This window comes from Collinsella intestinalis DSM 13280, assembly GCF_000156175.1.
Classification (GTDB): Bacteria; Actinomycetota; Coriobacteriia; order Coriobacteriales; family Coriobacteriaceae; genus Collinsella; species Collinsella intestinalis.
In genome coordinates, this window is sequence record NZ_GG692710.1 from 1,070,396 (window position 1) to 1,086,008 (window position 15,613).

The 15,613-nt window shown below is 61.7% G+C and carries 10 protein-coding genes and 1 tRNA gene; 2 read left to right on the plus strand and 9 right to left on the minus strand.

The genetic code is table 11. The features are described 5' to 3' along the window. Positions 1 to 9: 9 nt before the first annotated feature. Positions 10 to 1,563, plus strand: a complete 1,554-nt coding sequence (locus COLINT_RS04940) for an RNA-binding domain-containing protein (RefSeq protein WP_156780330.1) — start codon at positions 10 to 12, stop codon at positions 1,561 to 1,563. Between the two features lie 48 nt (positions 1,564 to 1,611). Beyond that, entirely contained in the window at positions 1,612 to 2,619 is a 1,008-nt protein-coding gene (locus COLINT_RS04945; protein ID WP_006723308.1) for a YitT family protein, read from the plus strand. 207 nt (positions 2,620 to 2,826) lie between these two features. Here COLINT_RS04945 and mfd read toward each other — a convergent pair whose 3' ends face one another. The 9 genes from mfd to COLINT_RS04990 all read right to left on the minus strand — a co-directional run bounded on the left by mfd (position 2,827) and on the right by COLINT_RS04990 (position 15,386). After that, complete coding sequence (gene mfd / locus COLINT_RS04950; protein WP_006723309.1) at positions 2,827 to 6,405, minus strand: transcription-repair coupling factor; 3,579 nt, start codon at positions 6,403 to 6,405, stop codon at positions 2,827 to 2,829. Positions 6,406 to 6,435: 30 nt separating this feature from the next. Continuing rightward, complete coding sequence (nth, locus tag COLINT_RS04955) at positions 6,436 to 7,098, minus strand: endonuclease III (protein WP_006723310.1); 663 nt, start codon at positions 7,096 to 7,098, stop codon at positions 6,436 to 6,438. A gap of 20 nt (positions 7,099 to 7,118) precedes the next feature. Continuing rightward, on the minus strand, positions 7,119 to 8,468 hold the full coding sequence (locus COLINT_RS04960; RefSeq protein ID WP_006723311.1) for a DNA recombination protein RmuC: 1,350 nt from the start codon (positions 8,466 to 8,468) through the stop codon (positions 7,119 to 7,121). Between the two features lie 10 nt (positions 8,469 to 8,478). Further along, entirely contained in the window at positions 8,479 to 8,826 is a 348-nt protein-coding gene (locus COLINT_RS08155; RefSeq protein WP_050750539.1) for a hypothetical protein, read from the minus strand. 141 nt (positions 8,827 to 8,967) lie between these two features. Beyond that, positions 8,968 to 12,822, minus strand: coding sequence for a discoidin domain-containing protein (locus COLINT_RS04970; protein ID WP_006723313.1), 3,855 nt, complete (start codon positions 12,820 to 12,822; stop codon positions 8,968 to 8,970). A 163-nt stretch (positions 12,823 to 12,985) separates the two neighbouring features. Further along, positions 12,986 to 13,525: a rubrerythrin gene (rbr, locus tag COLINT_RS04975; RefSeq protein ID WP_006723314.1), complete on the minus strand. Its 540-nt coding sequence runs from the start codon at positions 13,523 to 13,525 to the stop codon at positions 12,986 to 12,988. Between the two features lie 133 nt (positions 13,526 to 13,658). Then, positions 13,659 to 14,582: an HhH-GPD family protein gene (locus COLINT_RS04980; RefSeq protein ID WP_006723315.1), complete on the minus strand. Its 924-nt coding sequence runs from the start codon at positions 14,580 to 14,582 to the stop codon at positions 13,659 to 13,661. A gap of 24 nt (positions 14,583 to 14,606) precedes the next feature. Then, the gene (locus COLINT_RS04985) at positions 14,607 to 15,089 is read right to left on the minus strand and encodes an RrF2 family transcriptional regulator (RefSeq protein WP_039910372.1); all 483 of its coding nucleotides are present in this window, start codon (positions 15,087 to 15,089) and stop codon (positions 14,607 to 14,609) included. Between the two features lie 219 nt (positions 15,090 to 15,308). Continuing rightward, positions 15,309 to 15,386 (minus strand) — tRNA-Asp (locus COLINT_RS04990). Positions 15,387 to 15,613: the final 227 nt, after the last annotated feature.

Consider the following 15,613-nt stretch of genomic DNA (forward strand, 5'->3'; position numbering starts at 1 on the left):
GGAGGCGCCGTGGAGTTGAGAGAATCCGACCGTATGGAATTCAAGCTCGAGGTCAACGAGCGCATCTGCAAGACGGTCATCGCATTTGCCAACACGCTCGGAGGCACCATCTATGTCGGCATCGACGATTTCGGCAATCCAATCGGCGTCCCCTCCGAAGAGCTCGACGGTGAGATGCTCAAGCTCAGCAATCTCATCCATGATCTCGTCTGTCCCGAGATCATGCAGTTCGTATCGATAGAACCATATGATCTCAACGGAAAGACGCTCATCAAGATCGGCGTCGACGTCGGAGATGAACGGCCCTACTATCTTGCGAACAAGGGACCCGTACCCGCCGGGGCATTCACCCGTGTGGGGCCCGCGAATATCCCCATGTCTCGACGGGACATCCGACGCATGATCCGCCTGGTAGACGGAGATTCATACGAGACGCGTCAGTCTCGCATGCAGGACCTGACCTTCCATGAAGCGAGGCGCGCATTCGATTACCGCGGCATCCCCTTCGACGAGATCCGCTTCCAGGCCCTCGGTCTTTACTCCCGAGAAGGAGTCTTCTCCAACCTCGCGCTACTCATCTCCGACCAAAATCCCCATGAACTCAAGCTCGCCATCTTCAACGACGATGCGGAGACTGAGTTCCTCAACCGCCTGGAATGCACCGGTTCGATCCTCAAGCAGTTCGATGACGCCCTCCAGTTCCTCACATTCAACAATAACCTGCGCTCCTACTTCCCAACGGCGCAGCGCATCGACAAGTACGACTACCCTCTCGAAGCCGTGCGAGAAGGACTGCTCAACTGCCTGCTTCACCGCGACTACGATGAAGACACACCCACCTTGGTGAAAATGAACAGAACGCAACTGCGCTTCATATCGCGCGGAGACTTATTCGACATCAGCCTTGAACAGGCGATCATGGGCTCCTCGAACAGCAGGAACGGAGCCCTCGTGCAAATCTTCCACCGTCTGGGAATCGCAGAGGCGTACGGTTCGGGCCTGAGAAAGATCTTCAAGCTCTACGAACACGAGGAACTCCAGCCAGAGGTAGAGGCCAACGGCTTCTTCTATCTCACGCTGCCCAACTGCAACACGACGCGCAACCCGTATCTCAACCTCAGGAGCAACGAGGGACCCGGCCTCCGCGGGGATTACGACGCATTCAGACGGCTCGATGACGAGGGGGCGCTGCCACCTGATGTCGCCCGCGCATTCCGCCCGCTAAGAGAGCAGACGGAGAGCCGGTTGCGCGAGGTCAAGCGGTGCGACGGGCGCATCGCCGCGAGCCATGAAGCCGCCATTCCCTCGGACGAGAAGCGACCTTACGCCAGGAAGGTGGAATTGGACGCAAGGTGGACCGGTGACGCAGCAGAACGCCTAATCCTCGAATACGCGCGCAAGACGGACGGTGAGCTCTCTCGCCAAGATGTCGAACACGTCCTTTCCTGCGGGCGCGACACGGCACTCAAGGTCCTGAACGGGCTGGTCGAACGCGGAATCATGGCGAAAGATGGTAAAGCGCGCGCAACGCGCTACCACATCATCGAAGCCAAGGGCGCGTGATACAATCGGCCCACACTTTTATCCAATCCCCACCTCGAAGGAGCTGCCGTGGCAAACGCCGTCGACGCACTCACCGATCGCGCGCTCGAACTCGCGCGCCTCACGATCGTCCGCCGCATCATCACCGCGGTTGCCGTCACGGTCTCGGCGCTCATCCAGACATTCCTGATCCAGGCGTTCGTCCAGCCCGCCGACCTGCTGCCGAGCGGTTTCACCGGTGTGGCGGTCCTCGTCGACCGCATCACCGCGCTCGGCGGCGTACACATCGACACCTCGCTCGGCATGCTCGCGCTCAACATCCCCGTAGCCGCCATGTGCTGGAGCGGCATCAGCAGGCGCTTCGTCATCTTCTCGATGACCCAAGTCGCCCTATCCTCGCTGTTCCTCAACATCTTCAACTTCGGCCCGTTTTTGGGCGACAAGATCATGCTCATCATCTTCGGCGGCGTGGTCTCGGGCCTGTCCATCGCCATCGCCCTCAAGGCCGGCGCCTCAACGGGCGGCACCGACTTTATCGCCCTGTGGGTCTCCAATCACACGGGCAAGACCATCTGGGGAGCCATCTTCGCCTTCAATTGCCTCATCCTGGTGATCTTCGGCCAGATATTCGGCTGGGACAACGCCGCGTACTCCATCGTGTTCCAGTTCATCTCGACCAAGACGATCGACAGCTTCTACCATCGCTACGACCGCGTGACGCTGCAAATCACGACGCGCCTGGCGGACGAGGTCATGACCGCCTACGTCAACCACTTCCAGCACGGCATCAGCTGCGCCGAGGTCGTCGGTGGATACAGCCGCGACAGGATGTACCTGCTTCACACCGTCGTATCGACCTATGAGAGCCAGGACATCATCAAGCTCGTATGCGACGTCGACCCCGGCGCCGTGATCAACGTGTTCCACACGCTCGACTTCGTGGGCGGCTGGTGGGGAGGCCATGTGGACGAGCCGCTGCCCACCGCGGTGCCCGACCCGGACAAGCCCGCCCGTCTGCTGTCCAAGCAGGCCCGCCGCCAGGAGCAGTCCGGCCTGCAGCAGGACGACGGCCGCTAGCCCAACGTCAAGTCGCTACGAATCGGTTGCATCCCCCGATAGATCTCCGCCTCAATTGGAGACGGCCTCAATTGAAGCGTCCGACAAGGCGCGTGCAATGTCGAAATTGGCACGCCTCAACGCTGCATTTTTCGACATTGCACGCACACCTCGATCACGTCTCAATTGGTGCCTGTCCCCAAGTGAGACGCATCTCCGAACGAGGCGCTAGTCGTCGTCTCCCGAGGGGCCGAGCTGGATGAGGATCTCAAGCGCCGCCTGAACGGGCCCGATGCCGCCGTTGGAGACATCTGCGTTGATGCCGCGACCAATACCGCTGCCATTGCCCACCCCGACCTTGTACGGGACCGTGAACTTACGCGTCTTGGGAAATGCGATGGCCCCCAGCTTGGTGCGCAGCTCGAACGTAACGTCCTTGGGCACGTCGACACCCTGGTACGTGAGCTTGCCCGCGATGAGCGAAACGCTCTCGAGCCCGAGCCTGTCGGCGCGAATGCGGATGCGCGTACGGTCGAACAGGTTCTGCGCGGCCTCGGGCAGCGCCCCGAATGTCTCCTCGCACTCCAGCTGCAGCGCGTCCACCTGCTCGAGCATGTCCGCGGCAGCGAGCTTTCGGTACACCAGCACGCGACGGTCGACCGTCGGAACGTACTCCTCTGCCAGGAAAAAGTCGGCTGGCAGGTTGATGGCAACGCATGACTGCTCCACGTCCGCACCGCCCTCGCCGCGCGCCTCGGCCACGGCAGCCCCAAGCATCTGCGTGAACAGGTCGAAGCCCACACTCGAAAGATTGCCGTGCTGCTCGGCGCCGACGAGCGAACCCGCACCGCGAATCTCCAAGTCTCGCATGGCGATGCGCATACCGCTGCCCAGGTCCTGGAACTCGGAGAGAGCGGTGAGGCGCGCCGTGGCCTCCTCGGTGAGCGGAAGCTCGCCCGGGAACATGAAGTACGCGTACGCCTGGGTTGCCGAACGACCGACACGGCCCTTGAGCTGATAGAGCTGCGCCAAGCCCAAGCGCTGCGAGTCCTCGATGATGAGGGTGTTCGCGCTCGAGTTGTCGATTCCGCTCTCCACGATGGTGGTGGCGATGAGCACGTCGATCTTCTTGGTGGCGAACTGCACCATCACATCCTCGACCTCGCGCGGGCTCATCTTACCGTGCGCCACGCCGATACGCGCCTCCGGCGCCGCCTCGAGCACGCGCTCGACGGCGTCGTCGATGGTCTTCACGCGGTTGGACACGTAGTAGACCTGGCCGCCACGCCCAATCTCCAAACGAATGGCCGCGCTCACCACATCCGGGTCGTACTCACCCACATGCACAGCAACCGGGCGGCGCCCGGTAGGCGGCGTGGTGATGAGACTCATGTCGCGCACCCCGCTCATGGCCATCTGCATGGTGCGTGGGATGGGCGTCGCAGAAAGCGTGAGCACGTCGATCTGCTCACGCATGTTTTTGAGCTGCTCCTTGTGTTGGACGCCGAAACGCTGCTCCTCGTCGATGATGACCAGGCCGAGCTCGTGCGGGTTCACATCGGCCGAGAGCAGGCGATGTGTGCCGATGAGCACGTCGACCTTACCCTCGGCAAACGCAGCCAACGCGCGGCGCTGCTGCGCGGGTGTGCGAAAGCGAGAAAGCACTTCGACCTCCACGCCAAAGGGCGCAAAGCGCTCGAAGAATGTCTCGTAATGCTGCTGGGCGAGAATCGTCGTGGGGCACAGGACCATGACCTGACGCCCACCGTCGACACACTTGAACGCGGCACGAAGGGCGACTTCGGTCTTTCCAAAACCCACGTCGCCGCAAAGCAGGCGATCCATGGGCTTGGTCGACTCCATATCGGACTTGATGTCGGCAATGGCATCGAGCTGGTCGCGCGTCTCGTCGTACGGAAAGCTCTCCTCCATCTCGATCTGGCTCGCGCTGTCCGGCCCAAAGGCGAAGCCCGTGATGGAGCTGCGGCGCGTATACAGATCGACCAGGTCGAACGCGAGTTTTTTAGCGCTTTTACGGGCCTTGGTGGTGGCGCGGCTCCAGTCGGCGGTGTTGAGACGCGTGAGACGCGGGTTGTCGCCGTCGGGACCGACGTAGCGCGTGATGCGGTCGACCTGCTCGAGCGGCACGTACAGCTTGTCGCCGCCCGCATACTCCAGCATGAAATAATCGCGCTCCTTGCCGCCCACCTCCTGGCGAACGATCTCGGAGAACAATGCGATACCGTGCGTGGCGTGAACCACGTAGTCACCAGGCTTGAACGGGAACGTCACCTCGGTGATGTCCACGCGACGACGTGGGCGTCCGCGCTTGCCGTCCATGCGCGAATTGAGGTCGGCCAGACTGAACACAGCCAAATGAGCCGAAGGTACCACCACGCCGGACGGAATGGGGATGTCGACAAAAGTCACGCGACCGCGCGTGATGGTGGGCACGGCCACGGAGCCCTCCTCGAGGCCGCGTGCGTTGAGCGCATCGACATCTCGCTTGAGCAGGAAGACGGTCACGTCCGATCCCACATGGCCCACGTTTTCCGGCGCTGCCTGCAGCGACTCCTCGAACGGGACGGAGATATCGGTGAACGAGAGCTCCATCGACTCGCGCGCCCCGCGATCGGGGATGGCGAACACGCAGGCATAGCGGTTGTTCACCACCTCCTGGATGCGACTGACGAATCGGTTGTCGGAGCCCGCCAACGCCGGCTGCTCGATCTTGAGCTCGGCCGTGACCTGGCCGCCGGCACGGATGAGGCTCACGTAATTCAGGCGCTGCTGCCGTCCGAAATCAAGTTCCTGGGGGCGAACGTAGAGGCCGTCCAAACGCGCGACCTTCGCATCGGCGGCACGGCGCTCAAGATCCTCGTACGCACGCGCGCAATCGTCGAACAACGACCGCGGCTCGGAAAGGATCACGAGCGCATCGCGGTGCACGTGCGCGAGCGGGCTCACCGTGCCCCCGTACATCAGCGGCAAGAACCGCTCGAGCTCAGGTGTAACCACGCGCGCCTGCACGAGCTCGAGCAGCGCCGCAAGCTCCGTGTCATTCTGCGCGGGAAGATAAAGCGCCTCCGAGATGCGTTTCACCGCGTCATCGGTGAGGGCGAGCTCGCGAACGGGACTTATCTCGACCGACTCCTCATCGCCGATCGTCTGGCCGGTCGACGCCACCATGAGGCGGATGCGGTCGATCTCATCGCCGAAGAACTCGATACGCACCGGGGCCGTGGATTGGGCGGCCCAGATTTCGACGGTATCGCCCTGCACGCGGAAGAGGCCGGGGGCATCGGCTGCGTCGGCGCGCGTGTACCCCATGCCCACCAGGCGTGCAGGAACCTGCTCGAACGGAATCTCCTCCCCCACCGAAAAGACGGTCGATTGCCAATAACGGCTCTCGAGCGGCGGGACGCAGCGCAGCAGCGAACGCGCCGAGGCGACCATGATGCACGATTCGCCCTGGGCAACACGCGACATGGCGGCACAACGAGCGGCGACCACCGCATCGTCCGGCTCGTTGCTTTTCCAGGGATAATCCTTGCGCTCGGGAAAACGAGCCACGTGCTCCACGCCCACATACGCCGCGAGCGAACGGGCCGCCCGATCTGCCGCCTCCTCGCCCGAAACGATATACACCGTGGGGCGCGGGGTGCGGGCAAACTGCGCCGCGACCGCAAGGGTGCGGCCGGATTGGGAAATCGCAAGCGTGGCGTCCTCACCAGCGGCGAGGGCCGCCTCGATGTCCTGAAGCGCTTCCGCGGTGTAGAGCTGCGCGGCTATGCGGTGAATAAGCATGAAGGGTGCCTCTCAACAAATCTCAATGGACTATCCCAGTTTGGCACTTGGGCAGATGTCGGCCAGCGGGCACTCGCCGCACAGGGGCTTGCGGGCGTCGCAGATCTCGCGTCCCAGCATGATCCACTGGTGATTCACGTCATTCCAGTACTCACGCGGCAAGATCTTGAGCAAGTCCTGCTCGGTTTTGAGCGGCTCCTTCTCATGGGTCTTGGGCGAGAGCTTGAGACGATGGGCGATGCGGTTCACATGGGTATCCACCGCAATGCCATCAACGATTCCGTAACCGACGTTCAAAACGATATTAGCCGTCTTGCGCCCCACACCCGGAAGCTTGACGAGCTCCTTCATCTCGTTGGGAACCACACCGCCGTAATCGGCCACGATCATCTGCGCGCACGCGATGCAGTGCTTGGCCTTGGTCTTGTAAAAGCCGAGCGACTTGATGACGTCGGAAAGCTCCTCGTATGTCGCCCCGGCCATCTGCTCTGGCGTGGGCCAACGGCGAAACAACTCGGGCGTCACCTTATTGACCTGGGCATCCGTCGTCTGTGCAGAGAGCAGGACGGCGATGACCAATCTGAACGGCGTTTCATGGTCCAGGAAGCACTCAACCGGGCCATAGCGCTCGTTGAGCCTACGACATGTCTCGATCGCGCGCTCGCGCTTGGCCGCATTCGTCTCACGTGGCATGATTCGTGCACGCTCCTTGCTTACTCTTCGTCGTCCGCTACATCGCTGGATACATCCGAGATCTCGAGCAACTCGGCCGCCAGGGCGCCATCCTCCATCGCGGTGACGCTCTTGAGCTTGCGCTCAATCACATTCGTGCGGGTGTTGATGATGCCGTCGACGGTTTTGCCCGCCGTTTCGATCTGCCGAAGTGCGCGGCGCAACTCCGCCTGGTATTTGGGAAACTCAGCTTTCACGGCACTCAAGACCCTTTGGATCTCATCCGCTCTGCGCTGGAAGGCAAAGGTCTGATAGCTCATCTGCAGACTGTTCAAGATGACCGCCATGGTCGAAGGGCCCGCGATGTTCACCTGATAATCGCGCTGCAAGCATTCGATAAGGCCGGGACGGTCCACCACCTCGGCATATAGCCCCTCGAACGGCAAGAACATGATTGCGAAGTTCGTGGTCTCTGGAACGCTCAGATACTTGGAGGAGATATCTTTGGCCTCGGCTTTGATCACCTGCTCGAGGGCTCGGCGCGCCGCCGCCACCCCTTCCGCATCGCCCGCCTCGATGGCGTCGCGCAAATGCTCGTAGGTGTCCCCGGGGAACTTGGAGTCGATGGGCAGCCAAATGGGATCGCCGCCCTCGACGGGCAGCTTGACCGCAAACTCCACGCGCTCCGCACTGCCCGGCTTCGTGGCCACGTTCTCGGCGTATTGGTCCGCCGTCAGTATGTCCCGCAAGATCGCACCGAGCTGGACTTCGCCCAAGATACCGCGCGTTTTCACATTCGAGAGCACGCGCTTGAGATCGCCCACCCCCGAGGCGATGTTCTGCATGTCGCCAAGACCGCGATACACCGCCTCGAGCTGGCTGCTCACTTGTTTGAACGAAGCCCCGAGGCGGTCGTTGAGGGTGGTGGCGAGTTTCTCATCCACCGTGGCCCTGATTGCCTCGAGCTTGAGCTCGTTATCCCGACGAATAGCGCTGAGCTGCACGTCGACGGTCTCGCGGACCTTGTCTAGGCGCTGCTCCACCGCCCCGCGATTCTGCTCGAGATTCTGGGCGATTTCACGACGCGCCTCATCGGCCTTGGAACTCACCTGGTCGATCGCACGCACCTGCGAGTCGAAATGCTGCTGCTCGATGATCGAGGTGCTGGCCGCCTGGTTGAGCGTCGCCTGCATCGTCGTGAGCACCTGGGAAAGCACAGATTGGACGGAGACGAGCGCTTCATTTGCGCGCGCCATCTGCTCGCTCGCCTCATCCATGCGCGCACGGCTGCGCTCGAGCTCACGATGTGCGCGTACTTGCATCGCAATCGCCGTGGCCGCGCACACCGCAGCCGCAACGGAAGCCAACGCCGCAACCAGTTCCATGCCCATGCCATTGCCCTCACTCAAACGGCCAAATGCCCCACGAGGCGCCGACCGACCTGACATTCTCCCAAACCATCTTAAAGCAGTCGGCAAGCGCTTCCACGACTTCCTCGGGGCTAGCCCCACTCAACACGAACGTCAGCGCGTAGGAGGCGATGAACACCGCCACCAGAAGGACGGGCACGGCCAAGATGAGTACAAGGGTCCGAAGCACGGCCAACACCCGGCGCCTGCGAACTCGCCTGCGGTCGAAGGCCAGCTCAGCCTGATACTCTTCATAAGCGACAGAGTGAGGCGAATCGTCCAAAACGGTACAAGCCGCTTGGGATCCAATAGATTTCCGCTGCTCAATAAAAAGGTCCATGCAAAGCCCTCCTCCTTGGGAAGGACGCACATGGATCGGAGCTCTTAGCATTGCGCGGCCGGCGTCCGGAGTCAAGACCCGTTCGCCGACCGCGCTCACCTATCACCCGTACGGTGTCACCGCAACAGCCCGATCAATCACCTAGGACCGGCGAAGCCTTTGCATCAAGCCGGCAAACGCCGTGCTCAGGCCAAGCGCCAAAGCCCCCAGGGCCATCGGCATTGAAGCATCGCCCGTCGAGGGCAAACCGCTGACGGGCTTACCGTTGGCAGGCTTACCGCTCGCGCCGGGCGTTTCCTCCGGTGTATCGAGCTCGGCATCCGGCTGAGACTGCTCGCCTTCGGGCCGCTGAGGCTTCTCGGAGCCGTCGGGAGCGCCGCCGCTGCCGTCGGACCCATCGCCACCGTTGCTGTTGCCGTTGCCGCTGTCACCGCCGTTGCCATTGCCATGGTCACCGCCGCCGTTGTCACCACCGTTGCCGCTATCGCCACCGTTGCCATTGCCGCCATCGGGACCAGGAAGCTCGGGGCCAGGCTCGGCGGGGCCCAAATCGATCTGGACCTCATCCGATGTCACCGCGTCGAGGCCGGGCAGACCCTTCACACGCGCAAAGGCATAGTATTTCTCGCCCGGCATCAGGCTCGTGAACACCGGGTCGGCTGTCCACGTGTTGAGCGGGTTGCCCTGAACCGAAGGCTCGTCCCCCAGAAGCACCGGAGCCTCCATGGGCGGATTGGGCGAATCGCACAGCGCGTACTCAATCCGATGCTCCAGCCCCTCAACGCCCGAAACCGTCGCGCTCAAGCGCAGCGAATCCCCGCCGATCTTCTCGACCGAAATCGCCACCTGCACGTTCGCTGGCGAGACCGTCACCGCAAGCGGGACGTTGAGCTGGCGCACCTCAGCGCTCGAACCCGCCGCACGGTACGTCACCGTCGCCACGGCCTCATGCGTGCCGGCCGCGATGCCCGCAGCCGGAGAAATCTTCCAGCTCGAATCGGTCCCCTCGGGAGCCACCGCGGAATTCCCCTTTGTCACGACAAACGCATCGGAATCAACGGTGACGGACTCGATGGTCACCTCGGCCTTGCTCGTGTTGACCAGCTCGATGGGCAGGGCCTCCACAGGCTGACCGACCTCCATCGGCTTGAAGCGCAGCGGCTCGGCCTCCAGACCCGGCTCATGGACCTCGTAAAAATCAAAAAGCGTCACGCTGAAGTAGATGTCCGTCAGATGAATCTTGAAGTAGCGACCGCGCACCGGACCGTTCTTGAACGCAAACTCCGCGCTCAGTCTCTCATCGCTCCATTCGGACGGCCTCGTATCCGTGCCCCCCCTCCAGCTGTAGCCCTCGACCTCGGTGAATTGCGCCGCATCGACCGGCTCGCCCGTCGGCAGGCCCGTATCGGGGGCCGCCGAGACCGTCACCCTCATGTTTTTGCCCCAACGGGGAATGCCGTTGGTGTTGATGCCCTTCGGCCTCCAGTAGGTGAGCGAACTGATCTCGCGCTCATGACCCAAATCGATCACGATCCATGCGTCGGGACCGCTCTCCGCATTCGTAATCCAAAACTCGTTGCCCGGGCCGTAATATCCGTCGATGACACGGTTCGCCATCGCCGCGCCGTCACGCGAAGACGAATACGAGTTCACGGCCATCTCCTCGTACGGCACGAAACTCGCATCGCGCTCGCCCGCGGTGAAGGGGAACGTCACAGCCTCGGAAGCCGCCGACATTCCCGTTGCGGGACGGCGCACCTCGACCGTGCGATTTCCCTTGTACGTGCGCCCGATATCAAAAGGCTCCCACGTTCCGCCGTCAACACGCATCTGCAGCCCCTCGACGACCTTGCCGTCCTGGAAGTAGATGCGGTTGGCGCGATCGTTGCCCTCGATCATGATGCGTCCGAGCTCGCGCTTGGAAATATCGATGGAGTTGACCACATTCGCGCCAATGAGCTGGATCTTGATGTCGTTCTCGGCCGTGATCGACTCGAGCTGATCACCCGTGAGCTGGACCTCGGTTTCGCCGGCGGTCAGCTGCGTCCAGGAGGAGCCTCCGTCCAAGCTGTACTTCCAAGCAACGCCGCCGCGCAGGTGTTCGCCCAGGCGGATCTTTCCGCCATGCTCGCCATCATAGGAGAACAGCGCCACCGCGCCATCGGAGCGACCCATGAGAGCATGGGCGATGCTCACGCATGCATCGCGGTTGACGGTCTCCTCCTTTGTCACCTGCGTGGCTTTTTGCAGCGCATCCATGCGAATCGCGTCCAGTGCCACCAGGTACTTGTTTTCGGTGCGACGGTTGATCTCCTTGATGAGGTCGTGCATCGGCAGCGGATGGAACTTCAAGTCCTCCGCGAGCCCGGAGGCGAATGCCGCCCATTCCTCGGCCGCAGCGCCGCGCTTCACCATAAGGTCGATCTGCCCGCAAATGGCATCGTAGTTGATGGCCTGCGCAGCCCGCGCCGCATTCATCGCCTCTTCCTGGGCGGCGGCGTCGCCGTCAAAGCTCAGGGCTACCAGGCGCGCCTCGTAGCTGCGACGATACGTCTCCGCATCCGCCAGCGCCTCCTGGGCGTACAGGGCGTAACCGCCGCGGAAATCATAGGTGGAGGTACGGCCCCAGTCGCCCATCCAGTGCGCGACGTCGGCGTTCCGGCTCCGCCCAAAACCCGACACGTCATTTTGGACGCGATACGTGGGCACCATCTTGCCCGACGCGTCCCGACGCAGCTCGTACGTGAGCGTCGCCGCATGGCCGGGCTGTCCCACCACGAATGAGGGGACACCCACCATGCCGTTGAGATTTGCGAACGTCTTTGCAAGGGCACCGCACACGCCGCCCTTCTCAAACGCCATCCACAGGCGGTGGTACCTCGTCTTTTCCTGCGTGGCACCGGGGACCTTTGAAGTTTCGCCACAGCCGATGTGATAGGGATCGGTCGGCTTCTGATTAGGGAAGTTCGGATCATCGTAGGCGAGGCGATACTTCTCCTGCCAACCGCCTTGCCACGTCGTAAGAGCACCGCCATCCGTTCCGGTGGAGGACTTGATCTCGGTCACAGGGCCGGTGAACTTCGCATCGTCGTAAAAATCGGCGTAGCTGTACCCGCCATTGTTGGTGAAATCGCCCTTGTACCACACATACGAATACGCATTCAGGCGACTGTCCTCATGCTCGGCGTTGGGATAGCGATGCAGCGAGTAGTTGGCCAGCCAGGCGAGCTCCTCGTCTGGGATCTGGTTCTCGAACACATAGCGCATGGTTTCGACCGGCAGTCCGTCGAAGAGCTCCTTCTGGAAGCGATATCGGCTGTCCGCGCGAAAGACCTTGATCATGTTGTAGCGCACGAGCGGATCAGATACGAAACCCGGGTCGCCCGTCCACAGGCGCGCGCGACCCGAGACGTCGAGCGAGGCGGCGATCATCATGCGCAGGAAGACGTCGGCGTCGGCACCAGTCAGATCCCCACCATAGGCCTTACGCAAATCGCGCAAAATACCGAGGGACTGGATGTAGTCAGCCGGAAGCGCCACAGCGTTCCGCCTATTTGTATGAACCTTGCCGCCCAGGATGTAATGACGCAACGCGGAAAGATCGCCCATCAGCCAGTCGACGAGCTCGGCATTGGCCGCATCCTTCTCGCAAAACTCGCGGAGCTTCTGCTCGCCCGCGCGGTTGACGAGCTCCCGCTGTAAAAGTAGACGCTCCGCGGCCTCATCCAACGCGCCCTCGGCGGCACGGGCCGCAAGATCGCGCGCACTACCGAGCTTGCGGATCTGTCCATCCAGGCTCGCAAGCGACTGAGCCGCGCTCGCCGGCGCCGCGTGGGCAGCGATGGGCGGCGTCGCCATGGGAACCGCCACCGATGCCGTGACGATACCGGCGGCTACGGCGGCCGCCCTGATCGCACTCGTCGCAGTGCGGGAGGTATTCACATAGCGGGTAGTTGCGAGATGGGCCTCGCGGGGGCGCTGGTCGATCATGGCCATGGCGCACTCCTTTTATGCTGCGTGTATAGTACCCGCTTATTTTACCCTAGTACCTTGGTGGGAAATATGTTTTTCGCACCGCGAAATCGCCTATCACGAATAAGCCCCCGCGATCGCTCGATCACGGGGGCTCTCTTCACTTGCAATACGCGAGGCGCCGATCCTAGTAGTTGACGACCTGCTCCTCAAAATAGGCCTGCGGATGAGCGCATACGGGGCACAGCTCCGGCGCAGTGGGACCAACATGCAGATGGCCGCAGTTCAGGCACTTCCAGACCTTCACGCCCTCGCGAGCAAAGACCTCGCCCTTCTCAACGCGCTCGGCAAGCTTGTTGTAGCGCTCCTCATGGGCCTTCTCAACGGCGCCGACGCCGCGGAACTTGGCGGCGATGGCCGTAAAGCCCTCTTCCTCGGCGGTCTTGGCGAACTCATCGTACATGGTGGTCCACTCGTAGTTCTCGCCCGCCGCCGCGTCGCGCAGGTTCTCCAGCGTACTCGGGATATCGCCGCCGTGCAGCTCCTTGAACCACAGCTTGGCGTGCTCGGCCTCGTTCAGGGCCGTCTCCATGAAGATGTTGGAAATCTGAACGAAACCCTCCTTCTTAGCCTTGGAGGAGTAGTAACGATACTTGGTATGCGCCTGAGACTCGCCGGCGAATGCGGCCTCGAGGTTCTTCTTGGTCTGCGACTGCTCGAAATCCATGAGTTCCTCCCTCGGTGGTGCAACACAGGCACGGCGCCGCGGCTGCACCACATCCACGACCCGATGATGGGCCGGCCCCTATCGAGAAACCGTCCCAATGAGATAGTTGTACCCCAATTCCACGATGCCTCAATCAGGCGATGCGCCAAACCCCTTCGTTTTCACAGCAGAACCCCTCGCGTTCCAGATCCGAGAGGATGGACTCGACCAGCTCACGCTCCACCGGAGCTCGGCCTGCATCGCGCTCGGAGGCGCAAAGCGCCGCGTGCACGGACGGGGCATCCATCCCCTCCCCGAGTTCGCCCGCCGCGAGAAGCATGCGCACGATCTCAGCGCGTTTCTGACGACGGGACCCCTCGAACTTCGACTGGCGCGTATACGCCTTAGCGCGTCGAGAGGGGTTGGGAACGGTCTTTTTGAGGTACGCACCGTAATCGAGCATCGCGTAATACCAAGAACGGGGCGTATCGTCTTCGTCCTGAGGAACGGCGTAAGCACCCAGGAACCCGCCATCGACGTCGATCGATGTTTCGAACGAATCCAGCCCCGCCGGGCAGGTTGCCTCGACGATGGGAACAAGCTCCTTGTCGGGCACAGACGGCACGTCGGGAAAGAGATGGTGCAGTACCACGGTCCTCACGTTCGTCTCGAGGTACACCCCGGGCAGATCGAAGGCGAACGCCCGAATCCCCTGCGCCGTCGCAGGTCCGATGCCGGGCAGGGCGACGAGCTCCTTCACTTCAGTGGGGAAGACGCCGTCGTAATCGAACGCGATTTGCTCGGCCGCCGCCTTGAGCGCCAACGCACGGCGGTTGTAACCCATGCCCTGCCACGCTGCCAACACCTCGGCTGTACCGGCTTCGGCGAGGGCGAACACGCTCGGGAACCGGTCCAGCCATTCGACCCAACGGGTCTCCACGCGCGCCACCTGCGTTTGTTGCAACATGACCTCGGACAGCCATATCTCATACGGATCGCGCGTGCGGCGCCACGGAAGGTCGCGATACAGACGAACCCCTTCCGTCCTCACAAGCGTACGGAAGGGGTTCATGTCCATGCGTGCTCCTTAAGGGCGAGCAGCTTACTTGCCGCACACCTTCCCACACGACGCGTATTCGACAAAGCGGTCGCGGTCGGTGAATTTAACGTCAACAGCGGGATATTGACGGTGATTGACGACATCGTCAAGCGTCACAGAATCAAGGTAGTCGCGCAGCAACTCCTGAGCACCGGCCCAGATGGGGTGATAGCAGCAGCACTCCATACGCGGGCACATGCCCTCCTCGGCAGTGCAGTCGTTCATGACGAGCGGGCCCTGCACAGCCTCGACGATCTGTCGAATGGTGATCTCGGACGGCTTGAGGCGCAAGCGCATACCGCCGCGCACGCCACGCAAGCTCTCCACGATGCCGGCCTGAACCAGACCGTGCTGAATCGAGCGAGCGAAAGAATACGGGACATCCACCGCCTCGGCGGCGGTACGGACCGACAGAAGGCTCTTGTTACCTTCGGCAAGCATCGCCAGCATTCGGAGGGCGTAATCGGTTTTGCGGGAGATATCCATCTCAATAAACTCCTTGCTGGGCTTCACGCCACTCGACCGCAGGTTAAAACACAATCAGTATGAACACGGGCGCCCCGAGAAGACCCCCTATCAATTTATATCAGTTTTTTTCATCAACTATACAACGTTTGACGAAAGACGTCCTTTTGGGAACTCATATACTTTAAGACTTAAATCTAACGCAAAAAGCCCCGTCAGACGACGAGGCTTTAATTGCGATGGCGGGAAGTACGGGGCTCGAACCCGCGACCTCCGACGTGACAGGCCGGCGCTCTAACCAAACTGAGCTAACTCCCCAGGCAGGCAATTCGCTTGTGCTCCTTGCTGCGGGGATTAGTATACACAGAGAACAACGATGGACGCAAGAACTTTTTTCAAAAAAATTTTCCCGTTGCCCAATGGATATAAAACCGCAGGTCAGATGCGATAAAACTCGCCTTAAACAGGCTTCTTCGCGCCGATGAGCGTAAAACTTTTTCTCTAAACCCATCGCCCATCTAAGAAAAAAGGGCCGCGCACATGCG